The 26,227-nt window shown below is 71.3% G+C and carries 25 protein-coding genes; 13 read left to right on the top strand and 12 right to left on the bottom strand.

What is annotated here, in order from left to right:
- Positions 1-29: 29 nt before the first annotated feature.
- Positions 30-989 (bottom strand): FAD-dependent oxidoreductase, encoded by a 960-nt coding sequence (locus AC067Z_RS20210; protein WP_478790921.1) that lies wholly within the window; start codon positions 987-989, stop codon positions 30-32.
- A gap of 62 nt (positions 990-1,051) precedes the next feature.
- On the opposite strand from AC067Z_RS20210, the gene AC067Z_RS20205 reads away from it, so the two are divergent.
- Both AC067Z_RS20205 and AC067Z_RS20200 read left to right on the top strand, forming a co-directional pair.
- Positions 1,052-2,077 carry an oxidoreductase gene (locus tag AC067Z_RS20205; RefSeq protein ID WP_478790920.1) on the top strand — a complete coding sequence of 342 codons (1,026 nt, stop codon included), beginning with the start codon at positions 1,052-1,054 and terminating at the stop codon, positions 2,075-2,077.
- Positions 2,078-2,183: 106 nt separating this feature from the next.
- Entirely contained in the window at positions 2,184-3,821 is a 1,638-nt protein-coding gene (locus AC067Z_RS20200) for an ABC-F family ATP-binding cassette domain-containing protein (protein ID WP_478790919.1), read from the top strand.
- 12 nt (positions 3,822-3,833) lie between these two features.
- Here the strand turns inward: AC067Z_RS20200 and AC067Z_RS20195 are convergent, their stop codons facing one another.
- From AC067Z_RS20195 to AC067Z_RS20185, 3 genes are all read right to left on the bottom strand, one after another.
- A complete protein-coding gene (locus AC067Z_RS20195; RefSeq protein WP_478790918.1) occupies positions 3,834-4,607 on the bottom strand; it encodes an SDR family NAD(P)-dependent oxidoreductase in 774 nt (257 codons plus the stop codon).
- A 64-nt stretch (positions 4,608-4,671) separates the two neighbouring features.
- Entirely contained in the window at positions 4,672-5,847 is a 1,176-nt protein-coding gene (locus AC067Z_RS20190; protein WP_478790917.1) for an MAB_1171c family putative transporter, read from the bottom strand.
- Positions 5,837-6,265: a M78 family metallopeptidase domain-containing protein gene (locus AC067Z_RS20185; protein WP_478790916.1), complete on the bottom strand. Its 429-nt coding sequence runs from the start codon at positions 6,263-6,265 to the stop codon at positions 5,837-5,839. Before AC067Z_RS20185 ends, AC067Z_RS20190 begins: the two co-directional genes overlap by 11 nt.
- Before the next feature lie 586 nt (positions 6,266-6,851).
- On the opposite strand from AC067Z_RS20185, the gene AC067Z_RS20180 reads away from it, so the two are divergent.
- Entirely contained in the window at positions 6,852-7,232 is a 381-nt protein-coding gene (locus AC067Z_RS20180) for a hypothetical protein (protein WP_478790915.1), read from the top strand.
- 164 nt (positions 7,233-7,396) lie between these two features.
- Here the strand turns inward: AC067Z_RS20180 and AC067Z_RS20175 are convergent, their stop codons facing one another.
- The 3 genes from AC067Z_RS20175 to AC067Z_RS20165 all read right to left on the bottom strand — a co-directional run bounded on the left by AC067Z_RS20175 (position 7,397) and on the right by AC067Z_RS20165 (position 10,915).
- Positions 7,397-9,769 carry a Tex family protein gene (locus tag AC067Z_RS20175; RefSeq protein ID WP_478790914.1) on the bottom strand — a complete coding sequence of 791 codons (2,373 nt, stop codon included), beginning with the start codon at positions 9,767-9,769 and terminating at the stop codon, positions 7,397-7,399.
- 81 nt (positions 9,770-9,850) lie between these two features.
- Positions 9,851-9,985 carry an LPFR motif small protein gene (locus tag AC067Z_RS20170; RefSeq protein WP_478790913.1) on the bottom strand — a complete coding sequence of 45 codons (135 nt, stop codon included), beginning with the start codon at positions 9,983-9,985 and terminating at the stop codon, positions 9,851-9,853.
- Between the two features lie 66 nt (positions 9,986-10,051).
- On the bottom strand, positions 10,052-10,915 hold the full coding sequence (locus AC067Z_RS20165; RefSeq protein ID WP_478790912.1) for an SCO6745 family protein: 864 nt from the start codon (positions 10,913-10,915) through the stop codon (positions 10,052-10,054).
- 112 nt (positions 10,916-11,027) lie between these two features.
- Between AC067Z_RS20165 and AC067Z_RS20160 the strand changes: the two genes are divergently transcribed.
- Together AC067Z_RS20160 and AC067Z_RS20155 are read left to right on the top strand one after the other, a co-directional pair.
- Positions 11,028-11,996 carry a GlxA family transcriptional regulator gene (locus tag AC067Z_RS20160; protein ID WP_478790911.1) on the top strand — a complete coding sequence of 323 codons (969 nt, stop codon included), beginning with the start codon at positions 11,028-11,030 and terminating at the stop codon, positions 11,994-11,996.
- Between the two features lie 56 nt (positions 11,997-12,052).
- A complete protein-coding gene (locus AC067Z_RS20155) occupies positions 12,053-12,688 on the top strand; it encodes a DJ-1/PfpI family protein (protein ID WP_478790910.1) in 636 nt (211 codons plus the stop codon).
- Here the strand turns inward: AC067Z_RS20155 and AC067Z_RS20150 are convergent.
- Positions 12,675-13,451, bottom strand: coding sequence for an enoyl-CoA hydratase/isomerase family protein (locus AC067Z_RS20150; protein WP_478790909.1), 777 nt, complete (start codon positions 13,449-13,451; stop codon positions 12,675-12,677). The genes AC067Z_RS20155 and AC067Z_RS20150 overlap by 14 nt on opposite strands.
- Before the next feature lie 331 nt (positions 13,452-13,782).
- Between AC067Z_RS20150 and AC067Z_RS20145 the strand changes: the two genes are divergently transcribed.
- Complete coding sequence (locus AC067Z_RS20145; protein WP_478790908.1) at positions 13,783-14,259, top strand: ATP-binding protein; 477 nt, start codon at positions 13,783-13,785, stop codon at positions 14,257-14,259.
- A gap of 61 nt (positions 14,260-14,320) precedes the next feature.
- Here the strand turns inward: AC067Z_RS20145 and idi are convergent, their stop codons facing one another.
- The 4 genes from idi to galE all read right to left on the bottom strand — a co-directional run bounded on the left by idi (position 14,321) and on the right by galE (position 18,622).
- The gene (idi, locus tag AC067Z_RS20140; RefSeq protein WP_478790907.1) at positions 14,321-14,914 is read right to left on the bottom strand and encodes an isopentenyl-diphosphate Delta-isomerase; all 594 of its coding nucleotides are present in this window, start codon (positions 14,912-14,914) and stop codon (positions 14,321-14,323) included.
- Between the two features lie 139 nt (positions 14,915-15,053).
- The gene (locus AC067Z_RS20135; RefSeq protein WP_478790906.1) at positions 15,054-16,298 is read right to left on the bottom strand and encodes a bifunctional class I SAM-dependent methyltransferase/N-acetyltransferase; all 1,245 of its coding nucleotides are present in this window, start codon (positions 16,296-16,298) and stop codon (positions 15,054-15,056) included.
- A 253-nt stretch (positions 16,299-16,551) separates the two neighbouring features.
- A complete protein-coding gene (locus AC067Z_RS20130; protein WP_478790905.1) occupies positions 16,552-17,493 on the bottom strand; it encodes a cation diffusion facilitator family transporter in 942 nt (313 codons plus the stop codon).
- Between the two features lie 142 nt (positions 17,494-17,635).
- The gene (galE, locus tag AC067Z_RS20125) at positions 17,636-18,622 is read right to left on the bottom strand and encodes a UDP-glucose 4-epimerase GalE (protein WP_478790904.1); all 987 of its coding nucleotides are present in this window, start codon (positions 18,620-18,622) and stop codon (positions 17,636-17,638) included.
- Positions 18,623-18,884: 262 nt separating this feature from the next.
- Between galE and AC067Z_RS20120 the strand changes: the two genes are divergently transcribed.
- From AC067Z_RS20120 to AC067Z_RS20090, 7 genes are all read left to right on the top strand, one after another.
- Positions 18,885-20,684 (top strand): DUF5941 domain-containing protein, encoded by a 1,800-nt coding sequence (locus AC067Z_RS20120; protein ID WP_478791061.1) that lies wholly within the window; start codon positions 18,885-18,887, stop codon positions 20,682-20,684.
- The gene (locus tag AC067Z_RS20115) at positions 20,681-21,430 is read left to right on the top strand and encodes a phosphocholine cytidylyltransferase family protein (RefSeq protein ID WP_478790903.1); all 750 of its coding nucleotides are present in this window, start codon (positions 20,681-20,683) and stop codon (positions 21,428-21,430) included. The genes AC067Z_RS20120 and AC067Z_RS20115 overlap by 4 nt, the downstream gene beginning before the upstream one ends.
- Positions 21,418-22,479 carry an iron-containing alcohol dehydrogenase family protein gene (locus AC067Z_RS20110; RefSeq protein ID WP_478790902.1) on the top strand — a complete coding sequence of 354 codons (1,062 nt, stop codon included), beginning with the start codon at positions 21,418-21,420 and terminating at the stop codon, positions 22,477-22,479. Before AC067Z_RS20115 ends, AC067Z_RS20110 begins: the two co-directional genes overlap by 13 nt.
- A complete protein-coding gene (locus AC067Z_RS20105; protein ID WP_478790901.1) occupies positions 22,457-23,236 on the top strand; it encodes a CDP-alcohol phosphatidyltransferase family protein in 780 nt (259 codons plus the stop codon). Before AC067Z_RS20110 ends, AC067Z_RS20105 begins: the two co-directional genes overlap by 23 nt.
- A 35-nt stretch (positions 23,237-23,271) precedes the next feature.
- The gene (locus AC067Z_RS20100; protein WP_478791060.1) at positions 23,272-24,117 is read left to right on the top strand and encodes a glycosyltransferase family 2 protein; all 846 of its coding nucleotides are present in this window, start codon (positions 23,272-23,274) and stop codon (positions 24,115-24,117) included.
- 84 nt (positions 24,118-24,201) lie between these two features.
- Positions 24,202-25,131, top strand: a complete 930-nt coding sequence (locus AC067Z_RS20095) for an ABC transporter permease (RefSeq protein WP_478790900.1) — start codon at positions 24,202-24,204, stop codon at positions 25,129-25,131.
- A complete protein-coding gene (locus AC067Z_RS20090; protein ID WP_478790899.1) occupies positions 25,124-25,930 on the top strand; it encodes an ABC transporter ATP-binding protein in 807 nt (268 codons plus the stop codon). Before AC067Z_RS20095 ends, AC067Z_RS20090 begins: the two co-directional genes overlap by 8 nt.
- Positions 25,931-26,227: the final 297 nt, after the last annotated feature.

The raw sequence follows: 26,227 nt of genomic DNA, 5'->3' as shown, positions 1-26,227 counted from the left end.
ACGGGGCGGCCGTGGCGTGTCCGGGCCGCTCACTCCGCGAGCGCCGCCGCCGCCTCCGCGCACCCCCACGCCACTGTCACCCCCGCGCCCCCATGGCCGTAGTTGTGGATCAGCAGGCGGCCACCGGGCAGGCGTTGCGTGCCGAGCCGGACACCGCCGCCGCGTGACGGGCGCAGACCCACGAGGTGACCGATGACCCGGGCGTCGGCGATCGCGGGCAGGACACGGGCGCATCGGGCGACGACGGAGGCGGCGGTGGCCGCGTCGGGCGTGAGCGACCAGGAACCGTCCTGAGCCGTCCCGCCCAGGACGAGCCGCCCCGGCTGCGGAAAGAAGTACGTCGTCTCGTCCGACGCGGGATCGGCCGCGGTGAACCACTCCTCGACACCCGGGTTCTCCACCAGCACCAACTGCCCACGCACCGGCCGCATCGCAGGGTCCGGTACGAGCTCCCGCGCGCCGAGCCCCGTGCAGTTCACCACCACAGCTGCCCCGCTCTGCTGCGCCGCCTGCGAGAACGACGCGACATCGCGCCGCTCCACCGTGACGCCCGCATCGGCCAGGCGCCGCTCGAGCCACCCCAGATGAACCGGCATGTCGATCAGCGGGAGCCGGGCCCGCAGCCCCGTCGCGTACCCGACGGGCAGTTCCCCTGTGCCCACCTCGACCAGGCCGTCCACCTTCGCCGCCCACGCCCCGAGCCCCTCGCGCCGGGTGTCGGCGTGCACACCGGGCACGACGCGTACGCCCGTCTCGGCGGAGCGGGCCGCCAGCTTGCCGTACACGCGCAGCGAGGTGAGGGACCAGTCGCCGACCAGCCCTTCGGGCTCGATGCGGTACGGCCACCACAGCGCGCCCGCCACCGCCGACGTGGTTTCGCCCGACGCCTCGCGGGACCACACCCGCACCCGACGGCCGCGCTCCGCGAGCACCACGGCCGTCGTCAGCCCGATGACCCCGCCGCCCAGCACCAGTACGTCGCCGCTCATCCCCGGACGCTAGCCGATCCCGGGGAGGCTCGGAGGGCCGCAAGGCTGGGCAGACTCAGGACATGTCTGCCGAGTACGCGACCTTCGGGCTGGCACCTGCCATGCGGCCCGGGGGCGTCCACACCGACGGCGTCCGCCAAGTGCACCGCGACTTCATGGACTTCATCGTCGACGGCCGGCCGCTGCTGTTCCGCCTCAGCGACCTCGACGCCGTCTCGCCCCTTGCCTCCGACATCCCGCCCGCGATCTTCACCGACCATGTCCGGCGGCTGCTGCTCGACGCCGAGGCACCGCTGGCCGACGGCCGCTACGTGATCTACGGCTGCCCCGAGTGCGAAGGACTCGACTGCGGAGCGGTCACCGCCGTCATCGAGCGTGTCGGTGAGGACGTCGTCTGGCGCGACTTCGCCTGGCAGACGGACACCACCGCCGATCTGGAACTCAACGGCTACCACGGCATCGGCCCGTTCCGCTTCCGCGGCACGGAGTACCGGCAGGCGCTGGAGCAGCTCCTGCCCGATCCGGGGAGTACCGCCCTGCGCCGCCGGGTCCTGCTGATCGGCGCCCGCGTGGCGTTCCTCGCCCGGCTGGCCGCCGCTCTGCGGACCATCGGCATCGGCGCGGAGATCGCGCACGACCTCGACGGCGTACCGGCGGACGAGCTGCGCACCTACGGAGCGGTCGTCCTCGGCCGTGCGGTGGGGGAGAGGGAACGGGCAGCTGTGCGAGACGCCCTCACCCGCGCCGGAGCGGACGTGGAATACGTCGAGGTGCTCGCCCACGTCCTTCCCCTCCTCGTGGCGCGGATCGAGCAAGCGCTGGACCGCAGCCCGGCGGACCGGCGTCGACTGACGGCCCTGTCCGCGGACGAGGGCACGGCCACCATCGAGGTGACGTCCGCGTGCCGCGTCCGGCTCGTCGCGTACCACCTGGGCAGGCTGCACCGGACCCGTACACAGGAGATCTTCGACGGCACTCTGGAGCCCGGCAGCCATCGGATTCGACTGGACCCGAAGGCCGTCGCGGGACGGTCGTACCTCGTCGCCCGCACCTCGGGAGGCGTACTGGTGGCGGAGGTGGAGTGCTGAGACGACCCGGCACGGCGCCTGCCCCAAGGCGACGGCCGTCGTGCCGGGCGCCCCGCGCACCGGCCGCGACGCCCGTGGTCGGTACTGGCTTAGGATCGGCCACCTGATGACTGCAACCCTCGTCGCCAAAGACCTCGCCGCCGGCCACGGCGACCGTTCGCTGTTCTCCGGACTCGACCTGGTCGTCGCACCCGGGGACGTCATCGGTCTCGTCGGCGTCAACGGCGCCGGAAAGTCCACGCTGCTCCGTATGCTCGCCGGGCTCGACCGCCCCGAACAGGGCGAGCTGCGGCTCTCCCCGCCCACCGCGACCGTCGGCCACCTCCCGCAGGAGCCCGAGCGCCGCGACGGCGAGACGGTACGGGCCTTCCTCGCCCGACGGACCGGAGTGGCCGCCGCGCAGACCGCGATGGACGAAGCCACCCAGGCCCTCGTCGACGGCGCACCCGGCGCGGACGACGCCTACGCCGTCAGCCTCGAGCGCTGGCTCGACCTCGGCGGCGCCGACCTCGACGAGCGGGCCGAGGAGGTCGCCGGCTCCCTCGGCCTGACCGTCGGCCTCGACCAGCCCATGACCTCGCTCTCCGGCGGCCAGGCCGCACGCGCCGGGCTCGCCTCGCTGCTGCTGTCCCGCTACGACGTCTTCCTCCTCGACGAGCCGACCAACGACCTCGACCTCGACGGCCTGGAACGGCTGGAGACGTTCGTCCAGGGCCTGCGCGCCGGCACCGTCGTCGTCAGCCACGACCGCGAGTTCCTCACGCGCACGGTCACCAAGGTCCTCGAACTGGACCTCGCCCAGCAGCAGATCACCCTGTTCGGCGGCGGCTACGCGGCCTATCTGGAGGAGCGCGAGACCGCCCGCCGGCACGCGCGCGAGGAGTACGACGAGTACGCGGACAAGAAGGCGGCACTCGAAGGCCGTGCACAGATGCAGCGTGGCTGGATGGACAAGGGCGTGCGGAACGCCCGACGCAAGGCGACCGACAACGACAAGATCGGCCGCAAGATGCGCAGTGAGGCGAGCGAGAAGCAGGCGGCGAAGGCCCGCCAGACGCAGCGCATGATCGAACGCCTCGACAGCGTCGAGGAGCCCCGCAAGGAGTGGGAGCTGCGGATGGAGATCGCCGCCGCACCGCGCTCCGGCTCGGTCGTCGCCACGCTGCGCGAGGCGACGGTCCGCCGCGGCGACTTCCACTTCGGACCGGCGACGCTGCAGATCGACTGGGCCGACCGCGTCGCCGTCACCGGCGCGAACGGCGCGGGGAAGTCGACACTCCTCGCCGCCCTGCTGGGGCGCCTCACCCTCGACTCGGGCCACGCCTCGCTCGGCGCGGGCGTCGTCGTGGGCGAGGTGGACCAGGCGCGGAAGCTGTTCCACGGCACGGAGTCGCTGCTCGACGCGTTCTGCGCGGCGGTCCCCGACACCGAACCGGCCGAAGTGCGCACGCTGCTCGCCAAGTTCGGCCTCAAGGCCGCGCATGTGCTGCGCCCCGCGACGACGCTGTCCCCGGGCGAACGCACCCGCGCCGCGCTCGCACTGCTCCAGGGCCGCGGAGTCAACCTGCTCGTCCTGGACGAGCCCACCAACCACCTCGACCTGGCGGCCATCGAACAGCTGGAGCAGGCGCTCGCCTCCTACACCGGCACACTGCTGCTGGTCACTCACGACCGACGGATGCTGGACGCCGTGCACACCACACGGCGCCTGGAGGTGACCGACGGCAAGGTCACCGAAGGGTGACCCGGGCCCGGCTCAGACGTCCGCAGGGGCTTGTCGGCGCCGGGCCAGCCGGGTGGCGACCAGATGGCGCGGCAGGTGTCGCACGGCCTGCGCGTACGCCTTGTACCGCCAGCCGGTGATGCTCACCGGCCGCCGCCGGGCCAGGTCCTTGAGCGCCTGGGCGACCACGTCGTCGGGGTCGAGCCACACCGCGTCGCGCAGCGCGCTCACGTCCATTCCGGCCCGTTCCTGGAATTCGGTACGGGTGAACCCGGGCACCACGGCCAGCACGCGGACCCCGTACGGGGCGAGATCGACCCGCAGTGACTCGCTGAACGACGTCACCCACGACTTGGCGGCCCCGTAGGTGCCCGCGGGCAGCAGCCCGGCCACCGAGGAGACATTGAGGATCGCCCCCCGGCGCCGCTCACGCATGCCCGGAACCGCCGCGTGCGTGAGCCGCAACGGCACCCGCACCAGCAGGTCGAGCATCCGTTCCTCGTCCTCGACGGGGCTGTGCGGGAAGGGTGCCGCCAGCCCGAACCCCGCGTTGTTCACGAGCATGTCCACGGGCCGGCCCGCATCGGCAAGCCGGTCGGCGACCGCCCGGAGCCCTGCCGGTTCGAGCAGGTCCGCCGGGAGGATGTCCGCAGCGACGCCGTAGACCGTGCGTACGTGCTCCGCGGTTGCCTCCAATCGCTCCTTGTCGCGGGCGACCAGGACGAGATCGCAGCCCTTGGCGGCGAAGCCGCGGGCGAACGCGGCGCCCAGGCCGGCGCTGGCACCAGTGATCAGAACGGTGGTCACAACATGATCGCTTTCGTTGGGAGGAGCGGAGGGAACGGGAGAACGGGTGAGCGCGTCGTCCCCGTCAGAGCGACGGCCGGAAGCCGGCGGTGACGGGCGACCGGTACGCATGGGCCACGTCGAGCAGGAATCTTCGCTCGTCGTCGAGGTCGCTGCCGCCCATCACGGGCGCGCTGAACGAAGGGGTCTGCCGGGGCAGTCCCGCCGCTGCCGCACGCCGTGCCTCCCTGATGACGCACGCCAGTACCGCGGCCTGCGACGGCCCGGCGGACGCCTCCGCGGCATCCCGGCCGATGCTCCTGAGATGACTGCGTGCCAGGTCGTGCGTGTCCGGTGCCACGTATTCGCCCAGCATCAGGATCGCGTCGCGCGTTTCGATGACCTTGCGGTACACGAGGAGATCACGGGGCAGCGGTGGCCACAGCAGTTCCACCCACCGCGTCGCACGCGGCCGGTGCAGGGCGACCTGCGGCACGGACTGCACCAGGTCCCGCCACAGCGGCCACAAGTGCCACGCGGCCGACATGTCGGCCGCCGTCCGGCGCAGCAGATAGAGCGTCGGGAGCAGGACGGCCACCGCGCGCAGCACACCGTGCATGTTCATCAGCAGCGGCAGGTACGGCATCTGCCAGGCCGTCCCGAACAGCGCCTTGAGGAGGTAGCCGACCCAGAAGAGACCGGCCAATGCGGTGCCGAGACCGAACAGCCGCAGACCGGCGGCCAGTCCGGGATTCTCCGCCCGTCGGCTGTAGCGCCAGCAGACGAAGACGCAGACGGTGTTCGCGAGCAGGTGGGCGAACATCAGGGTGAGCCAGTAGGACAGGGGCGGCACCGGGTCGCCGCCAGGAGGGATGCCGTGCCGCCCGTGCGGGGGTGCGACCACGTCGAGCACGAGCATGGCGCCCAGGAGCACGACCGTCGCGCCGCTCGACGCCCATTGCCACTTCCGGCCGGTCGTGGTGCCGCAGACGAAGTACAGCACCGCACCTGCCGAGAGCACCCCGGTCAGATTCCGTACGAGGCCGACGACATGGACCAGGTCGGCGTCGCGCTCTGCGAAGGCGATGACCGACGGCAGGTTGAGCGTCATCGCGGCGGCCGCCGTGGCCACGGCCAGCCACAGGCCGCGCTGTCGCGGGGAGTTCAGAGCGGAACGGGAACGCAGCAGCACCGCGAACCAGAGAAGGAGCACACTGGGGACGGCGAGCCAGTCGCCGAACGCCGCTATGTCAGCCTGCATCGGACGACCTCACCCCGAGGGCGGAACCGAGCTTCTCCAGCGCTCCGTGGGGCTCCCTGCCGGGCATCGCGCCTGCCTTCGTACGGATCAGGCTGGCCAGCATCTCGGCCTCCTGCTCCTCGCGCGTGGTGTAGTCGGTGCGCCCGCGGACCACCGGAATCCCGTTGCCGCTCTCCTCGCCCTCGAGGAAGTTGTGGCCGAACAGGATGTGCCCGAGCTCGTGCAGGACGATGTGCTCCTGGTGCAGCCGCGACGTCCGGGCCTCGTAGAAGACGTAGTCGACGCTGTCCGTGCCCACCCACAGTCCGCAGACGCCGGACTGCGCGGCCTCCTCGGGCAGCGGATGCAGCTGCACGGGGCGGCCGCGCCGCTCGGCTATGCGGGTACACAGATCATCGAGGGAGAAAGGTTTCGACAACTCCAGATGACTGAGAATCGCTTCACAGCGCTTGCGTAATGCGGCTTGCCCGTATGGCATGTTCTCCCCGTTCGAACCCCTTCTCGGGCAGCGTCGATAGGCAGGTGTGGAAACGGTCATGGTGTCCTGAGCCTTCCAACGGCGTCGGGGACCGTGGTCCTCAGCGTGTCGGGCGGAGACCGCACACCGTGGCGGCGGGCGGACTCCCGTCATCCCTACAGACTGGCCGCCTGCCTTGGCAAGGCAGGGCAGGACCGGTGCTGATGATCAAGCCATCCGCCCACCGGTCCTGCCCCGGGACGCCACTCCTCGGCCGCGGTCCTTCCCGCGGTCCGGCAGACCTGCCCTCCGCAGGGCGTCCGCCATCGCACTGTGGGAGGGCGTGGGAACGTGCGGTGCCCGGCCGGGCGGATCCGGGACCCCCGCCGCACCGGGTGACGGTCCGACACCGTATGACCTCCGGGTCCGCGTTGTGTCCCGGCACGGCAACGGGCCCACGGGGCACGACAACTTTCGGTACCCCTCGCCGATCTACTCCGATGACCCGCCCGCCTCATGGGCACAAATCAGGAAACGGGGTACCAAGATGTTCCGCAGCACCAGCACGCTCGCCCGGCGCGCCGCCGCTTCCGTCGCCGTTCTCGGACTCGGCCTGTCACTGGCCGCCGTCTCCCCGGCCGCGGCGTCCACGGTGGAGCCGCCGCGCTACACGGCGAAGGAGATCTCCGCCTTCCTCGAGGTGTTCTACGGCGAGCACGGTCCCTCCGCGTCGGACCGGGAGTACCGCGTCTCCGACCACCTGAAAGGGCTGCAGGCCGCGAACGAGGGCTTCGACGTCATCCTCTGCGCGCAGAACACGCCGCAGTCGGTCGACATCGGCAGGGTGACCACTGCCCAGTCGGCTCGTACCGGCTGGGCGACCGTGACCACCCACTGGGGAGCGAAGGGCGAGGTCACGCGAAGCTGACGGCCTACGTGGACCTGGACGCCACGAAGCCCATGAAGCTGCAGCACGTCGAGTGCGACCCTCAGAGCTGATCCACCCGCAGCGTGGGGGCGGCGGCCCGACCGCCGCCCGCGGACATGCCAGGAGCCCCGCGACCGACCCGGTCACGGGGCTCCTGTGTGTCGTCAGCGACGGCCTTCGGGGCCGGTCAGGCCCGCCCGGCGCAGTGCGTCCGCCATCGCGCTGTTCGCCGGCGGCGGCGCCTGCCGCTCCGCGCGGCCGCCCTGCTGCTTGCGCTGCTGAGGCGGCCTGCCACCGCGCTCGCCGCCACGCTCACCACCGCGCTCGCCCCGCTCGCGCTGGCGCGGGCCGCCGCCCTGCTTCGGGGCCGCCTCGTCCTCCAGACGCAGCGTCAGGGAGATGCGCTTGCGCGGGATGTCGACGTCGAGCACCTTCACCTTGACCACGTCACCCGGCTTCACCACGTCCCGCGGGTCCTTGACGAATGTCTTCGACATCGCCGACACGTGCACCAGACCGTCCTGGTGCACCCCGACGTCCACGAACGCGCCGAACGCGGCGACGTTCGTCACGACGCCCTCGAGGACCATCCCGGACACCAGGTCGCCGATCTTCTCCACGCCCTCCTTGAAGGTGGCCGTCTTGAACGCGGGGCGCGGGTCGCGTCCCGGCTTCTCCAGCTCGCGCAGGATGTCCGTCACCGTCGGCAGACCGAACGTCTCGTCGACGAATTCGCCCGGCCGCAGCGAACGCAGCACCGACGTGTTGCCGATCAGGGACGCGACTTCGCCGCCCGACGACTTCACCATGCGCCGCACGACCGGGTACGCCTCCGGGTGCACGCTGGACGCGTCCAGCGGGTCGTCCCCGCCCCGGATCCGCAGGAAGCCCGCACACTGCTCGTACGCCTTCGGACCCAGCCGCGCCACGTCCTTGAGTGCCTTGCGGGAGCGGAAGGGGCCGTGCGAGTCCCGGTGCGTCACGATGTTCTCGGCCAGCCCCGCCCCGATGCCCGACACCCGTGAAAGCAGCGGCGCGGACGCGGTGTTGACGTCGACGCCGACGCCGTTCACACAGTCCTCGACGACCGCGTCCAGCGAGCGCGAGAGCTTCACCTCGGACAGGTCGTGCTGGTACTGGCCGACACCGATCGACTTCGGGTCGATCTTCACCAGCTCGGCCAGCGGGTCCTGCAGCCGCCGCGCGATCGACACGGCGCCGCGCAGGGACACGTCGAGTCCGGGCAGCTCCTGCGAGGCGAACGCGGAAGCCGAGTACACGGAGGCACCCGCCTCCGAGACCATCACCTTGGTCAGCCCCAGCTCCGGATGCCTGTCGATGAGGTCACCGGCGAGCTTGTCGGTCTCGCGGGAGGCGGTGCCGTTGCCGATGGCCACCAGGTCGACGGCGTGCTCCTTGGCGAGACGTGCCAGCTTGGCCAGCGACTCGTCCCACTTGTTCGCGGGGACATGCGGATAGATCGTGTCGGTGGCGACGACCTTGCCGGTCGCATCCACGACCGCCACCTTCACACCCGTACGGAAACCCGGGTCGAGCCCGAGCGTCGCGCGGGTGCCCGCAGGGGCGGCGAGCAGCAGATCGCGCAGGTTCGCCGCGAACACGCGTACCGCCTCGTCCTCGGCGGCCGTGCGCAGCCGCAGCCGCAGGTCGATACCGAGGTGGACCAGGATGCGCGTGCGCCAGGCCCAGCGCACCGTGTCGCCGAGCCACTTGTCACCGGGCCGCCCCTGCTGGGAGACGCCGAAGCGGGACGCGACGATCCCCTCGTACGACGAGGGGCCGTCCACCGGCTCCTCCGGCTCCAGCACCAGGTCGAGGACCTCCTCCTTCTCGCCCCGGAACATCGCGAGCACCCGGTGCGAGGGAAGCTCGGTGAAGCCCTCGGCGAAGTCGAAGTAGTCGGCGAACTTGGCGCCCGCCTCCTCCTTGCCGTCCCGCACCTTGGCCGCGAGCCGGCCGCGCGTCCACATCCGCTCGCGCAGCTCGCCGATGAGGTCGGCGTCCTCGGAGAAACGCTCCGCCAGGATCGCCCGCGCGCCGTCCAGCGCGGCGGCGGCGTCCGCGACGCCCTTGTCCGCGTCGACGAACGCCGCGGCCGCGGCCGACGGGTCCACCGACGGATCGGCGAGGAGCCCCTGCGCCAGCGGTTCGAGGCCCGCCTCACGCGCGATCTGCGCCTTGGTGCGCCGCTTGGGCTTGAACGGCAGGTAGATGTCCTCCAGCCGCGCCTTGGTGTCGGCTGCCCGCAGCTGGGCCTCCACCTCGTCGGTGAGCTTGCCCTGCTCCCGTACGGACTCCAGGACCGCGGCGCGCCGTTCCTCCAGCTCCCGCAGATACCGCAGCCGCTCCTCGAGCGTGCGCAGCTGCGCGTCGTCGAGCATCTCGGTCGCTTCCTTGCGGTAGCGCGCGATGAACGGCACGGTCGACCCGCCGTCGAGCAGCTCGACGGCCGCCTTCACCTGCCGCTCCCGTACGCCGAGCTCCTCGGCGATCCTGCCTTCGATGGACGTCGTCACGGTTCCCCGACTCGCCTTCTCGTGCTGGCTGTGCTTGAGCCTGCATTGTGCCGGGTCGGGCCGTGTCGTGTCGCGGTGCGCTCACGCCCGGCGGGTCCGGCCCCCGGCGCGCGAGGCGCCGCCGAAGAGCTTGGCGAGCAGACGGAAGGGCAGCGTCACCACTGTGGCGATCGCCGAGCCCACCGTGCGGAGTGCGTCTGCAATGGCACGGAACAAGGTCCACCTCCGGTGTCGGGTACGGGACCTGTCGGGTTGCCACTCCCGCCCGCGCCGAACCCGGGCTCAGTCCTGGCCGGTCGCGTCCGCGGGGAACGCGCCCGCCGCGAACGCCGTCATGAGGAAGCCGCGGCCGAGCTCTGTCAGCCGGTCGACGCCGTCCGCGCCCAGGTGCTCGTACGGAGCCAGGTCCATGCGGTCGGTGTGGTCCTCGACCTCGGCGCGCAGCGCTGCGCCCCGGTCCGTCAACCGGCCTTCGGCGTCGAGCAGTTCGCGCTCCCGCAGCCGTTCCTGGGCCGCGTCCCAGTCCGAGCGCCGCCAGCCGCGCGTGGCAAGGATCCAGCGCGGGGCCATGCCCTTGCCGGTGGCGGTGTGGCTGACCAGTGCCTCCAGCGGGTCGAGTCCGGCGAGCAGCAGGGCGGCGAGGTGCGCGTCGCCGCGGTGTTCGCGCAGCAGGGTCGCGGCGTGCCAGTACGCGAGGTGCGGCTCGGCGGGCACGGGGAGATCGGCGTGCGCCGCGTACAGCGGACGGGCGTGCGGCGTACAGCCCTCGGCGGCGCGCAGGGCGAGCTCCGCGGCCTCGGCCAGTTCCGCGGACGCGAGCACCTCCTCGCCGAGGAGCCGCCGCATCGTGGCGTCGACGGCGCGCAGGCGCGCATCGAGCACGACCTCGGGCGTGGCGGTGTCCCACACGGCGGGCAGGTGCCGGGAGATCAGCTCGGGGTTGAAGTTGTAGAAGGTGGCGGCCACCGCGCCGGGGCCGACCGCGCCGAGTGCGGCGGACCGGGCGGCGAAGTAGGCCGCTGCCGGGTCCTCGATGCCCACGCCGGCCAGCTCGGTGCCGAGGTCGGGCGAGAAGTAGACCGTCGAGTGCATCGGGTTGAGTGCGTTGTGGCAGCGGCGTCCGGCGCGCGGGGGCAGAGAGCTCATACCAGCACGTTACCGACTGGTCGGTACGCGAGGGAAGCGCGGGCGGGCCATGGCAGGAAAGGTGGGATCCTCGTCATTGCGGCCATCGGACGGAGCGCGAAGGATGGACGCCATGGCAGAGCGATCCGTCCTCGTCGTCCTCTTCGACGCAGTCCAGAGCCTTGATGTGACCGGACCGGTCGAGGTGTTCGCCGGTGCCGCGAAGGCGATCGGCGATCCGGAGGCGTACCGGGTCCGTACCGCGTCACCCGACGGTGCACCGGTACGGACCACCAGCGGTCTCACCCTCGTCCCCGACCTCGCGCTCGCCGACGCGCCGCGGCCGGACACCCTGATCGTCCCCGGCGGCGAGGGCACCCGGCACTCCGACGGCCGGGTGATCGACTGGCTGCGTGAGCACGGACCGCGTGCGCGGCGGCTGGTCTCCGTGTGCACCGGCTCCCTGCTCCTCGCCGAGGCCGGACTGCTCGAAGGCCGCCGTGCCACTACGCACTGGGCCTTCTGTGACCAGTTCGCCCGCGCCCATCCCGGCGTCGACGTCGACCCCGACCCGATCTTCGTCCGGGACGGGCAGGTCTCCACGTCCGCGGGGGTCACGGCGGGAATCGATCTCGCCCTCGCGCTGGTCGAGGAGGACCAGGGACGGGACGTGGCCCTCACGGTCGCCCGGCATCTGGTCGTCTTCCTGCGCCGCCCCGGCAACCAGGCGCAGTTCAGCGCCCAGCTCGCCGCCCAGACGGCCCGTCGCGACCCGTTGCGCGAGGTCCAGCACTGGGTGAGCGAGCACCCCGCCGAGGACCTGTCGGTCGAGGCCCTCGCCGGCCGGGCGAGCCTGTCACCGCGTCACTTCGCCCGCGCCTTCCACGCGGAGACCGGCACGACACCGGGCCGCTTCGTCGAACGCGTACGGCTCGAACACGCCCGCCGGCTGCTGGAGGACACCACGGACGGTGTCTCCCATGTCTCCCGCGCCTGCGGCTTCGGCACCCCCGAGGCCATGCGCCGGGCTTTCGTCAAGGCGCTGGGCGTCGCACCCGCCGAATACCGGCGCCGCTTCCGGGCGACCGGTCCCGCCCACTGACGTTCCTGCACCGAAGTCCTGCCCCGCCATGTCCCACCCTGCGAAAGGAACGCTCCATGCAGATCGCCGTCCTGCTCTTCGACCGCTTCACCTCCCTGGACGCCGTCGGCCCCTACGAAATGCTGTGCCGTCTCCCGGACACGGAGGTCGTCTTCGTCGCCGAGCGGACCGGACCCGTGCCCAACGACCGCGGTGAGCTCTCCCTCGTCGCCACGAGGACGTTCGACGAGGTGACCCGGCCGGACATAGTCCTCGTCCCCGGCGGTCCGGGCCAGGACGCCCAGATGGACAACGAGGCGCTGCTCGGGTGGCTGCGCGCCGTCGACGCCACCACCACCTGGACCACCTCGGTCTGCACCGGCTCGCTGCTGCTGGCCGCGGCCGGGCTGCTCAAGGGACGCGAGGCGACCTCGCACTGGCTCGCCCTCGACGTCCTGGAGACGTTCGGCGCCGAGCCCACCGGCCGCAGGGTCGTGACCGATGGCAAGTACCTCACCGCCGCCGGGGTGTCGTCCGGCATCGACATGGGCCTCACCCTCGTCGGCAGGCTCGCCGGGGACGAGCACGCGCAGGCCGTGCAGCTGCTGACCGAGTACGACCCGCAGCCGCCCTACGACGCGGGGTCGCCCGACAAGGCGCCGGCCCACCTCGTGGCGGAGTTCAGCACCAAGAGCCGTTTCATCCTCCAGTAGGTCCCGGCGCCCAGCCGAAGCGCGGCGCGCGGCGCTCCAGGAAGGCGGCGACACCCTCCGCGGTGTCGCCGCTGCCGCGTGCCTGCTCCGCCCAGTACGCGTCCCGGTCGGTGCGTCCCGCGGTGAACTCCTTCGCCGCGCCCTGCGTCAGCTGCGAGCGCGACGCGAGGATCCGGGTGAACTCCGCCGCACGCCTGCCCAGTTCGGCCTCCGGCAGCACCTCGTCCACGAGCCCGGTGCGCAGCGCCCGTTCCGCGCCGATCAACTCGCCGGAGAACAGCAGGTACTTGGCCGCCGCGGGCCCCACCAGCGCCGCCAGCCGCCGCGTCGAGGCAGCCGGATAGACGATGCCGAGCTTCGCGGGCGTCACACCGAACAGCGCGTCCTCGGCGGCGAAGCGCAGGTCGCAGGCGGCCGCGAGCTGGCAGCCACCGCCCACGCAGTAGCCGCGCACCACGGCGAGCGTCGGCTTGGGGAAGGCGGCCAGCGCCTCCTCGGCCCGTAGGGCGAGAGACTGCGGATCCTCACCCGGGTCCCGGAGGGAGGAGATGTCCGCGCCCGCGCAGAACGTCTTCCCCTCGCCGGTCAGCACGAGCGCGCGCACGGCCGGATCGCCGGCCAGCGCCGCGAGCAGTTCGGGCACGGCGCGCCACATTCCCGCGGACATCGCGTTGCGCTTGGCGGGGTTGCTGATCACGACGGTCGCGACGCCGTCGGCGACGGTGTGTGAAAGCTGCGGCTGCGGGGACTCGTGCGGCTCCATGCGCCGGATGCTATCCGCCGGTGCCGGACCTGCGATCAGGGCGGGGGCGGACGGCTGACCACCACGGCGCTCGGCGAGGGACGTCCCGGGGTGAGGGCGGAGCGCGGGCGGCGCGGGGTGGGGCGCCGGGCGGGAAAAGAGTGCTGAAACGATCGGCCAGATGAAGCGGACAGAAGAAGATCCTGACCAGTCGCACAACTGACCCTGTCATACGCACCCGGTCAAAACCGATCGAAAGTCAATCAGTTCTGTTCAGCCGCTCGGTCCGGACCAACGGACTACCAACACTTATTACTCGATGGTCAGTGGCAAACGAGCCGAGGGTGGGACTATGGAGAGCCGCGGGAGCGTGCCGGCCCGGCCGCTGTCGTACGAGGGTGTCTGGCGATTCACCGCCCCGGCGGTCGACGTCTCCGTCCCCCAGGCCCGGCGCGCGGTGCGCGATCTGCTGGAGCGCCAGGGCGTACCGGTCTCCGACGATGTGGTGCAGGGACTCCTGCTGATCGTCTCCGAGCTGGTCACCAATGCCGTGCGACATGCGGCCCTGCTCTCGCCCGAGGTCGCCGTCGAGGTCGCCATCGGTGCCCGGTGGGTGCGGGTGTCCGTCGAGGACAACCACCCCTACCGGCCCAAGGCGCTGGAGACCGACTCCGCACAGACGGGTGGTCGCGGGCTGCTGCTCGTACGCGAGATCACCCGTGAGGCGGGCGGGCTGTGCGACGTCGAGCACACCGCGAGCGGCGGCAAGATCATCTGGGCCGAGCTGCCGCTCACCCCGGTGCTGCACGTCGACCCGAGCCCGCTGTAGCCGACGGGCCTGTAGCCGAGGCGCCCGTGTCCTGTCCGGACACGGGCGCCTCGGCGCGGGTTCACCAGCCGCCGGAGGACCCTGTCAGTTCCCTGACCGCCGGACGCGCGGCATCGAGCACGGTCATGAACCAGGCCGAGAACGTGGCCCGCTCATGCAGCTCCGCCAGCTCCTTCGGTGTCACGAACGCCGTCTCGCCGACCTCCTCCGGGTCCGGCTGCAGCGGGGACTGCACCATGCCGACGAAGAGGTGGTTGTACTCCTGCTCTACCAGCCCGGACGCCGGGTCCGGGTGGTTGTAGCGCACCGTGCCCGCCTCGGCGAGCAGCGACGGCGAGATCCCCAGCTCCTCGTACGTACGCCGGGCCGCTGCCGCGAAGGGAGCTTCGCCCGGGTAGGGATGGCCGCAGCAGGTGTTCGACCAGACACCGGGGGAGTGGTACTTGTTCAGCGCACGGCGCTGCAGCAGCAGCCGCCCCTGCTCGTCGAAGAGGAAGACGGAGAACGCCCGGTGGAGACGACCGGGCGCCAGGTGGGCGGAGAGCTTCTCCGCCGTGCCGATGGTGTTGCCCAGTTCGTCGACCAGTTCGAGCAGGATCGCCGGCGATGTGCCGTTCGACGAACTGTTCGGCGCAGTGGCTGGTGTGATCGGCATAACCATCCTTCGCATCGGTCCTCGGCCCTGCGGCCTCGCGCCTGCCCAGTCTGCCGCAAAAACGGGGCTTGTCCGCACTTCGGCAACAGGGCATGTCCGCCCCGCCGTGCCCGGCTGCACAGCGGGGCGGAGCCGTCCGTCAGACCCCGAAGGCCGCCGGATATCGGATCGTGCCGTACGGCTTGATGGGTGAACCGTCCAGCATCAGTGCCATCATCGCATCGTCGGGCACCGCGAAACTTGGCCGGATTCCATGGCGCGAGGCCCGTTCGAAACCGAACCTCGGGTAGTACTCCGGATGACCGAGGACGACCACCAGACCCTCACCACGGGCACGCGCCACATCCAGCACGGCCCGTACGACCGCCTGCCCGGCGCCCTGGTGCTGATACCGGGGTGCGGTCGCCACCGGAGCAAGCGCCAGCGCGGGAGAGTCGCCGACCCGGCACCGGGTGAGCAGCGCGTACGCCGCGACCGACCCGTCGGACGCCTCGGCGACGTACGACAGACCGTCGAGCCATGCCCCGCCGTCCTGCCGCAGGACGTCCACCAGCGCCGCCTCGCCGGGCGTGGGAAAGGCGGCTGCGTTCAGCTCGCGGACGGCGGCGATGTCGGCCGCGGTCTCCGGGCGGGTGCGCCAGCGCGGGTTGGCGGGACGCAGCGCATAGCCGGTGTAGCCGTACTCCGCGCCGTGCTCACGGCGCATGGCGAGCTCCGCGCGGGTGGCTGCCAGCGCCTCGGCCATACCGGGGGCCGCGGGGTCGGCGGCGTCCGCCCGTGCCGCGAGCGGACCGTAGTACTCGTCCCAGTCGCTCTCGGGCTGCCGGTACACGGTGTGCACCGCGTAGCCGGCGGCGGAGGCGGCCGCGCAGTTCTCGGCGGTCGTCCGCAGGGCGTAGTGCTGGTCCCAGAAGTCACGGGCGGCGGCCGAGGGATCGGCCGTCCACTCGCACTCGGTCAGGACGAGCGCACCACCCGGCGCGAGCAACCGCCGCCACGTCACGAGGGCGGTGTCGAAACCGATGGAGTAGGCGGAACTCTCCGCCCAGACGACGTCGAACGACGCGTCGGGGAAGGGGAGTTCGCCCATGTCGGCGTTGACGGTACGGATCGCCTCACCGAGCCCGCGGGCGTCGGCCGACCGCCGCAGCTCGTCCAGGAACGGCTGATGCAGATCGACCGCGGTGACCTGGGCACCGGTCTCGGCGGCCAGCAGCAGTGCGGAGCGGCCCGGGCCGCAGCCCAGGTCGAGCGCCCGCGGACGCGCGGGCAGCGGTCCCGCCGCGGCCAGCAGGCGCAGCGAGGTGGCGTCGGAGCCTGGACCCTGCCGCGGGAGACCGTGGTGCAGGGCGAAGAAAGCGTCGTGCAATGCGTTGTCGGACAACGTGGAAACCCTTGTGTGTGAACGGGCTCCCGTCGACGGGACGACCGCGTCCGGCGTACCGGACCGGTCGGATCAGGATCGGCCGGGAGCCCGGAAGCCGATGACGGACCGGGCGCTGCGCGAAGCAGCCTCAACCGTGACAGTCATCAACCTCAGCTCCTCTCGCCCCGTCAGGGGCTGGTCCGGGACGTCCGTCGTCCCGCACGGCACCCTAACAAGGAGCTCGGTGACAAGGAGCTCGGAGACAGGAACCTCAGTGGCAGAGCTTCGCCTCGTGCTCCGCGTGACCGACCGGCTCCAGCTGGAACGTGCAGTGCTCCACGTCGAAGTGGCCACCGATGCAGCCCTGCAGCTCGTGGAGCAGCTTCTCGTGCCCCACCGCGTCCAGGGTGTCCTGGGTCACCACCACATGTGCGGAGAGCACCGGCATGCCCGAGGTGATCGTCCAGGCGTGCAGATCGTGGACGTCCTCCACACCGGGCAGGGCGAGAATGTGTGCCCGGACCTCTCCCATGTCCACGCCCTCCGGCGCCGCCTCCAGCAGCACGTTCAGGGTCTCGCGCAGGAGCCGTACGGTTCGCGGGACGATCATCAGGCCGATGACGAGGGACGCGATCGGGTCGGCGTACTGCCAGCCCGTCGCGAGGATGATGCCGGCCGACACGAGCACGGTGACCGAGCCGAGCGCGTCGGCGAGCACCTCCAGATAGGCACCGCGGACGTTCAGGCTCTCCTTCTGGCCGCGCACCAGCAGGGACAGGGAGACCATGTTGGCCACCAGGCCGACGAGCGCGAAGGCGATCGTCAGACCGCCGCGGGTCTCGGTCGGTGTGATGAAGCGCTCCACCGCCTCGAAGAGCAGGAAGCCGCCGACGCCGAGCAGGAGCAGACAGTTGGCGAGCGCCGCCAGGATCTCCGCCCTCGCGAACCCGAAGGTGCGGTTCTGCCCGGCCGGCCGGTTGGCGAAGTGGATGGCGAGCAGAGCCATCGCCAGTCCGACCGCGTCCGTCGCCATGTGCGCCGCGTCCGCGATCAGGGCGAGCGATCCGGACAGCACGCCGCCGACGATCTCCAGCACCATCACGCCCAGCGTGATGCCGAGCGCGACACGCAACCGTCCCCGGTAGGCGGCGGCCGCGGTGCCCGTCGGCGGCGGCCCGCCGTGCGTATGCCCGTGGTCGTGCCCTGCCCCCATGAGGATGCCTCCGAGTCGCTCGTCCGATGTGCCCGTCGGCCTCAGTGAACTACGGGTGGGGGGTATGGTCAACACGGTACTGAACACCGTTGTCATGTGCTCTGACCTGCGGAAATGCGTGCAGGTCAGAGTGCGTGCGTGATCACTGGGCGGCGGCTTCGGGGTGCCGGAGGAGCCAGCCCTCCCACGCGGAGGCCACCATCTCGCGCACCTCGTGCGAGGCCGTCCAGCCCAGTTCCTTGGCGATCAGATCGACCGAGGCGACCGCCTTCGCCGGGTCCCCCGGGCGGCGGTCCTCGACGACAGGGGCGAACGCGCGGCCGGTGACCTCGGCCACCAGATCGGCGAGCTCGCGCACCGAGACCCCGACCCCGCGGCCGATGTTCACCGTCAGATCACCGGCGCCGCCCTCCGTCTCGGCCAGCCGCCGCGCGACAGCGAGATGTGCGCTCGCCAGGTCCGCGACGTGGATGTAGTCGCGAACGCACGTGCCGTCCGGGGTCGGATAGTCCGCACCGAAGATCCTCGGCGCCTCGCCGCGGGTGATCCGGTCGAAGAACATCGGGATGATGTTGAACACGCCCGTGTCCGACAGCTCCGGGGCGGCGGTGCCCGCCACGTTGAAATAGCGCAGACATGCCGTCGACAGCCCGTGCGCCTGTCCCGTCGCCCGCACCAGCCACTCGCCGGTGAGCTTTGTCTCCCCGTACGGATTGATCGGCCTGCAGGGTGTCGTCTCCGGGATCAGCCCCGTCTCGGGCATCCCGTACACCGCGGCGGAGGAGGAGAACAGGAACCGTCGCACCCCGGCCTCGACGACGGCCTCGAGCAGCACGGTGAGTCCGGCCACGTTCTCCCGGTAGTAGCGCAGCGGCTGCTCGACGGACTCGCCGACCTGCTTCTTCGCCGCGAGATGCACCACGCCGGTGACCTCGTGACCGGTGAGGGTGTCGGTGACGAGCTCCTTGTCGAGCACGGAACCACGCACCAGCGGGACCCCGGCAGGCAGCCTTCCGGGCAGCCCCGACGACAGATCGTCGAGCACGACGACCCGCTCGCCGGCCCCCGTCATGGCGTGCGCCACATGCGCTCCGATGTAACCCGCTCCACCTGTGATCAGCCAAGTCATGACCGCCACAGTAGAGGGTGCCGGGACCCGCTCCGTCCCGTTCTGCCCGGCCCGACGGGAGCCGCGCGGGGCCGGGGCCACCGCCCGGGTTTGGAGCGCGGGGTGATGATCGACGATGATGATCCCGGCGGGCTCCAGGGCGTGAACGGCCGATGAATTCCCGCTTTCCGTCATCCGATAGCCTCTGCCGACGTGCCGCCGCCCGGGGGAGCGGGCCGAGCCGCCGTGTACCAGCATCGCCAGTTCCAAGGAGTGGGTTCGTCTGTCGACCGCCATCCTCACCGGTCCGCCGGTACCCGGATCGACGCTCGGAGCCGATCTGCGGTCACTGGGCTTCGACGTAGAGGTCGCCCCCCGCCCCGACGACGTCCCGGGCCTCGTCGCGGCGGTGCCCGCCCGTGAGCGGGTCGCGCTCGTCGACCCCCGCTTCGTCGGTCACGTCCACGCGCTGCGGCTGGCACTGACCGACCCCCGATTCCCGGCCGCCGCCGTCCCCGGCGCACTCACCGCACAGCCCGCCGCCCGTGCCGCGCTCGCGGATGCTGTGAGCAGCGTCTCCGTGCCTGTCGGCGCGGCACAGGCGGGCACCCTTGTGGACGGTGTCGTCGCCGCACTCGGAGCCGACGGTGTCGACGTGCACCGACCCGAGCTGGGCTCCCTGGTCGCCGAGGTGCCCTTCGAGGCACAGGAGCGGCACCGGGCGCGAGCCGCCGTCGAGGCCGTGGACGACGAGGCCGTACGCCTGCGCTCCGCGGTCAAGGCGCGCGACGGCTTCTTCACCACCTTCTGCATCAGCCCCTACTCCCGCTACCTCGCCCGTTGGTGCGCACGCCGCGGCCTGACCCCGAACCAGGTCACCACCGCCTCGCTGTTCACCGCGCTGGTCGCCGCCGGCTGCGCGGCGACCGGCACCCGCACGGGCTTCGTCGCCGCCGGACTGCTGCTGCTCTTCTCGTTCGTCCTGGACTGCACCGACGGGCAGCTCGCCCGCTACTCGCTGCAGTACTCGACGATGGGCGCCTGGCTGGACGCGACGTTCGACCGGGCCAAGGAGTACGCCTACTACGCGGGACTCGCGCTCGGCGCCGCCCGCGGCGGCGACGACGTCTGGGCGCTCGCGCTCGGCGCGATGATCCTGCAGACCTGCCGGCATGTCGTCGACTTCTCGTTCAACGAGGCCAACCACGACGCGACCGCGAACACGAGCCCGACCGCCGCCCTGTCCAGCAAGCTCGACAGCGTCGGCTGGACGGTCTGGGTGCGCCGCATGATCGTGCTCCCGATCGGTGAGCGCTGGGCCATGATCGCCGTGCTCACCGCCGTGACCACGCCGCGCATCGTCTTCTACGCCCTGTTGATCGGCTGCGGCCTGGCTGCCTGCTACACCACGGCGGGCCGTGTCCTGCGCTCACTGACCCGCAAGGCCGTCCGTACCGACCGGGCCGCGCAGGCGCTCGCGGATCTCGCCGACTCCGGTCCCCTCGCCGAGGCCGTCGCACGCGCCGCGGGGCCGAAGGTCAGGGCGCTGCCCGGCCTGATACCGCTCGCGGCCGCCGTCACCGGCGCCGTCGCCGTCGTGGCCACGGCCGCCTTCACCGGCTTCGGCACCGTCTGGACCGTCGTCGCGGCCCTGCTGTACGCCGCCACCTCCGGCGTCGCCGTGGCCAGGCCGCTCAAGGGCTCCCTCGACTGGCTGGTGCCCCCTGTCTTCCGGGCCGCCGAGTACGGCACGGTCCTCGCCCTCGCCGCCCACGCCGGGGTGAACGGGGCCCTACCGGCAGCTTTCGGGCTGGTGGCCGCCGTCGCCTACCATCACTACGACACGGTGTACCGCATCCGCGGTGGCACGGGAGCGCCCCCCAACTGGCTCGTGCGGGCGACCGGCGGGCACGAGGGACGGGTCCTGGCGATCTCGCTGGCGGCCTTCGTGCTGACCGACGACTTCACCCTCGCGCTGACGGCCATCGCCGTGGCCGTCGCCCTGGTGGTGCTGGCCGAGAGCATCCGCTTCTGGGTGTCCTCGGGCGCACCCGCCGTACATGACGAAGGAGAACCCGCATGATCGGCCTTGTACTGGCAGCCGGTGCCGGACGGCGTCTGCGCCCCTACACCGACACGCTTCCGAAGGCCCTCGTGCCCGTGGACCCGGCGGGAGAGGGGACGACCACCGTCCTCGACCTGACGCTGGGCAACTTCGCCGAGATCGGGCTCACCGAGGCAGCGATCGTCGTCGGCTACCGCAAGGAGGCCGTGTACGAGCGCAAGGCCGCCCTGGAGGCGAAGTACGGCCTGAAGCTCACCCTCGTCGACAACGACAAGGCCGAGGAGTGGAACAACGCCTACTCCCTGTGGTGCGCCCGTGACGTCCTGAAGCAGGGCGTGATCCTCGCCAACGGCGACACCGTGCACCCGGTCTCCGTCGAGAAGACGCTGCTCGCCGCCCGCGGCAACGGCAAGAAGATCATCCTCGCCCTCGACACGGTGAAGCACCTCGCCGACGAGGAGATGAAGGTCATCACCGCCGAGGGCAAGGGCGTGCAGCGGATCACCAAGCTGATGGACCCGCAGGCCGCCACCGGCGAGTACATCGGCGTCACGCTGATCGAGCCCGACGCCGCCGCCGACCTCGCCGACGCCCTGAGGACGACGTTCGAGCGCGACCCCGACCTCTACTACGAGGACGGCTACCAGGAGCTCGTGAACCGCGGCTTCACCATCGACGTGGCTCCCATCGGCGACGTCTCCTGGGTCGAGATCGACAACCACGACGACCTCGCGAAGGGCCGTGAGATCGCGTGCCTGTACTGACCCGGCTGATCCCCTCGCCGGTCGTCGTCGACATCAACAGCGGTGCGCTGGACGACCTGGCCGGCCTCCTGGCCGACCAGCGGATCTCGGCCTCCGGCAAGCTCGCCTTCGCGATCAGCGGCGGCTCGGGCCGCAAGCTGCGCGACAAGCTCGCGCCCGCGCTGCCCGGGGCCGACTGGTACGAGGTGGCCGACGGCACCATCGACGCCGCGGTCACGCTGGCCGACGGCATCAAGGGCAAGCGCTACGACGCGGTCGTCGGACTCGGCGGCGGCAAGATCATCGACGTCGCGAAGTACGCCGCCGCGCGGGTCGGGCTGCCGATGGTCGCCGTCGCGACCAACCTGTCGCACGACGGCCTGTGCTCACCCGTCTCGACGCTCGACAACGACAACGGCCGCGGCTCCTACGGCGTCCCCACGCCCATCGCGATGGTCATCGACCTCGATGTGATCCGTGAGGCTCCGGTGCGCTTCGTCCGCTCCGGCATCGGCGACGCGATCTCCAACATCTCGGCCATCGCCGACTGGGAGCTCTCGCGCCGGGTCAACGGCGAACCGGTGGACGGCCTGGCTGCCGCCATGGGCCGCGTCGCCGGCGAGTCGGTGCTGCGCCACCCCGGCGGCGTCGGCGACGACGAGTTCCTCACCGTCCTCGCCGAGGCCCTGGTGCTGTCCGGCATAGCGATGTCGATCAGCGGCGACACCCGCCCTTCGTCGGGCGCCTGCCACGAGATCAGCCACGCCTTCGACCTCCTGTACCCCCAGCGGGCCGCGAGCCACGGGGAACAGGTCGGCATGGGCGCGGCCTTCGCGATGCACCTGCGCGGCGCCCACGACGACGCGGGCCTGTTCGCCGAGGTGCTGCGCCGCCACGGCCTGCCGGTGCTGCCCGAGGAGATCGGGTTCTCCACGGAGGAGTTCATCCGTGCCGTGGAGTACGCACCCCGGACCCGTCCGGGCCGTTTCACCATCCTTGAGCACCTCGACCTCACCCCCGACCAGACCAGGGACGCGTACGCCGACTATGTCAAGACCATCCGTAGCTGAACTCCGACCGGTCGTTCACCCGGCAGGGGTGAAGGACCGGCGCAGCGGAGAGCACTGGGGCGGCCGCCTGTACATGCGCGAGATCTCCCTGCGCATCACCCGCCGCCTGGTCACCACCAAGGTCACGCCGAACCAGCTGACCTACCTGATGACCGTCTGCGGCGTCCTCGCCGCCCCGGCCCTGCTGGTGCCGGGGATCTGGGGCGCGGTTCTCGGCGTCGTGATGGTCCAGCTCTACCTGCTGCTGGACTGTGTCGACGGCGAGGTCGCCCGCTGGAAGAAGCAGTTCTCGCTCGGCGGGGTCTACCTCGACCGGGTCGGGGCGTACCTGTGCGATGCCGCGGTCCTCGTCGGCTTCGGTCTGCGCGCCGCCGACCTGTGGGGTCCCGGACCGATCGACTGGCTGTGGGCGTTCCTCGGCACCCTGGCCGCCCTCGGCGCCATCCTCATCAAGGCCGAGACCGACCTCGTCGGCGTCGCCCGCCACCAGGGAGGGCTGCCGCCGGTGCAGGAGGCGGCGTCCGAGCCGCGCTCGTCCGGCATGGCGCTGGCCCGCAAGGCCGCCGCGGCGCTGAAGTTCCACCGTCTCGTCCTCGGTATCGAGGCCTCCCTGCTCATCCTGGTCCTGGCGATCCTGGACGCGGTCAGGGACGACCTGTTCTTCACCCGCCTCGGCGTCGCCGTGCTGGCCGGCATCGCGCTGCTCCAGACGCTGCTGCACCTCGTCTCGATCCTGGCGTCGAGCAGGCTGAAGTGACGGCCGCGCTCACCCTCGGCGCGGTCGTCATCACCATGGGCACCCGCCCCGACGAACTGCGTGCACTCCTTGACTCGGTCGCCCGGCAGGACGGCGACCGGATCGAGGTGGTCGTCGTCGGCAACGGTGCCCCCGTGCTCGACGTCCCCGAGGGCGTGCGCACCGTGGAGCTGGCCGAGAACCTGGGCATTCCCGCAGGCCGCAACGTGGGCATCGAGGCGTTCGGCCCGGGCGGCCGCGATGTCGACGTCCTGCTCTTCCTCGACGACGACGGCCTGCTGGCGGGGAACGACACCGGCAGACGCCTGCGGGAGGCGTTCGATGCCGATCCGGGGCTCGGCATCGTCAGCTTCCGCATCGCCGACCCGGAGACCGGGCTCACCCAGCGCCGCCACGTCCCGCGGCTGCGCGCCTCCGACCCGATGCGCTCCTCCCGTGTGACGACCTTCCTCGGCGGCGCCAACGCCGTGCGGACCAAGGTCATCGAGGAGGTCGGCGGGCTCCCCGACGAGTTCTTCTACGCCCATGAGGAGACCGACCTCGCCTGGCGTGCGCTGGACGCGGGCTGGGCGATCGACTATCGCGCGGACATCGTGCTGACGCACCCGACGCTGCCGCCCTCACGGCATGCCGTCTACCACCGCATGGTGGCCCGCAACAGGGTCTGGGTGGCCCGCCGCAACCTGCCTGCCCCGCTGGTCCCCGTCTATCTCGGCGTCTGGGTGCTGCTCACCCTTCTGCGCCGGCCCACCCTGCCCGCGCTCAGGGCCTGGTTCGGCGGTTTCGCGGAGGGCTGGCGGACACCCTGCGGCCCGCGCCGCCCCATGAAGTGGCGTACTGTGTGGCGGCTCACAAGGCTGGGCCGACCGCCGGTCATCTGACAAGCTCGGTTCTGAGAGCATCTGGGCCGTAGGCAACCCGAAGCCCCGACCTGCAGCGCATCGTGAACACGAAAGTTTCCATTTGTGAGTGACACAACCCATGACGGTGCCATCGCGATGAGCCATGCACCGTCTCCCGACGACGGCCTGTCGCCGGCACAGCTCGCCGCCAAGTACGGGCTGTCGGTGAGCGGCGCGCGTCCCGGCCTGGCCGAGTACGTCAGGCAGCTGTGGGGGCGGCGCCACTTCATCCTGGCCTTCTCGCAGGCCAAGCTGACGGCCCAGTACAGCCAGGCCAAGCTCGGCCAGCTGTGGCAGGTGGCGACCCCGCTGCTCAACGCCCTGGTCTACTTCCTGATCTTCGGGCTGATCCTGCAGGCGAACCGGGGCATGTCGACGAGCATCTACGTCCCCTTCCTGGTGACGGGTGTGTTCGTCTTCACCTTCACGCAGAGTTCCGTGATGGCCGGCGTCCGGGCGATCTCGTCCAACCTGGGCCTGGTGCGCGCCCTGCACTTCCCGCGCGCGTCACTGCCCGTGTCGTTCGCGCTCCAGCAACTCCAGCAGCTGATGTTCTCGATGATCGTGCTGGTGGTGATCGTGGTGGCCTTCGGCAGCTACCCGACGTGGTCGTGGCTGCTGGTCGTGCCCGCGCTGGCGCTGCAGTTCGTGTTCAACACGGGCCTGGCCCTGATCATGGCCCGGCTGGGTTCGAAGACGCCGGACCTGGCCCAGCTGATGCCGTTCATCATGCGTACCTGGATGTACGGATCGGGTGTGATGTTCTCGATCCCGATCATGCTGCAGGACCGGCCGGCGTGGATCGCGGACATCCTCATGTACAACCCGGCCGCGGTCTACATGGACCTGGTCCGGTTCGCCCTGATCGACGGCTACGGCTCGTCGAACCTGCCCTCCCACGTGTGGGCGGCGGCGCTGGGATGGGCGGTCCTGATCGGCTGCGCGGGCTTCGTGTACTTCTGGAAGGCTGAGGAGCGGTACGGCCGTGGCTGACGAAAAGAGCGAGCACGACGTGAACCCGGCCGAGGCACGCGTCCCCACGGTCATCGCCGACGATGTGCACATCGTCTACCGCGTCAACGCGGGCGGCGGTGGCCGGGGCAGCGCCACCGCGGCGCTCAGCCGGATCATGGGCCGGGGCAAGGGCGAACCCCGGGGTGTGCGCAAGGTGCACGCCGTCCGCGGAGTCTCCTTCACGGCATACCGCGGCGAGGCCATCGGCCTGATCGGCAGCAACGGCTCCGGCAAGTCGACCCTGCTGCGGGCCATCGCCGGCCTGCTGCCGGCGGAGAGCGGCAAGGTCTACACCGACGGACAGCCCTCGCTGCTCGGTGTCAACGCCGCGCTGATGAACGACCTCACGGGCGAGCGCAACGTCATACTCGGCGGCCTGGCCATGGGCATGTCGCGCGAGGAGATTCGCGAGCGCTACCAGGGAATCGTCGACTTCTCCGGCATCAACGAGAAGGGCGACTTCATCACGTTGCCCATGCGCACGTACTCCTCCGGCATGGCGGCCAGGCTCCGTTTCTCGATCGCGGCCGCCAAGGACCACGACGTGCTGATGATCGACGAGGCGCTGGCCACCGGAGACCGCCGGTTCCAGATCCGTTCGGAGGAGCGCATCCGCGAGCTCCGCAAGGAGGCCGGCACGGTCTTCCTGGTCAGCCACAGCAACAAGTCCATCAGGGACACCTGCGACCGCGTCCTGTGGCTGGAGAAGGGCGAACTGCTGATGGACGGCCCCACGGACGAAGTGATCAAGGCGTACGAGAAGGAGACCGGCAAGTAGCCGCGCCCGCGCCCGCGCCCTCGTCCCCGCACTCCGCAGGACCCCCGCCCGCATCAGGCCGGCGGGGGTCCGGTGTGTCCGGCTCGTCATGGCCCCGGCGGAATGCGCCACGATCGTCAAGCAATGGTCAAGTTCCGTGCGCCGGGGGAAGGTTGAGCCGAATACGGGCGTTGGTCCCGGTGTGCGCAACACCCCGGGGCTGCGTCACGCGTTGTACAACGTAAGCTGTAGCAGTGCTGAATCGCGGCAAGTGGGGCGATTTTTCCTTTACTCCTGCGGTGCCGGACGGCCGTCGGA

It is taken from the genome of Streptomyces sp. NPDC043812 (genome assembly GCF_056436245.1).
The sequence above is the reverse complement of the archived record's forward strand: the minus strand, read 5'-3'. Positions and strand labels throughout refer to the sequence as shown.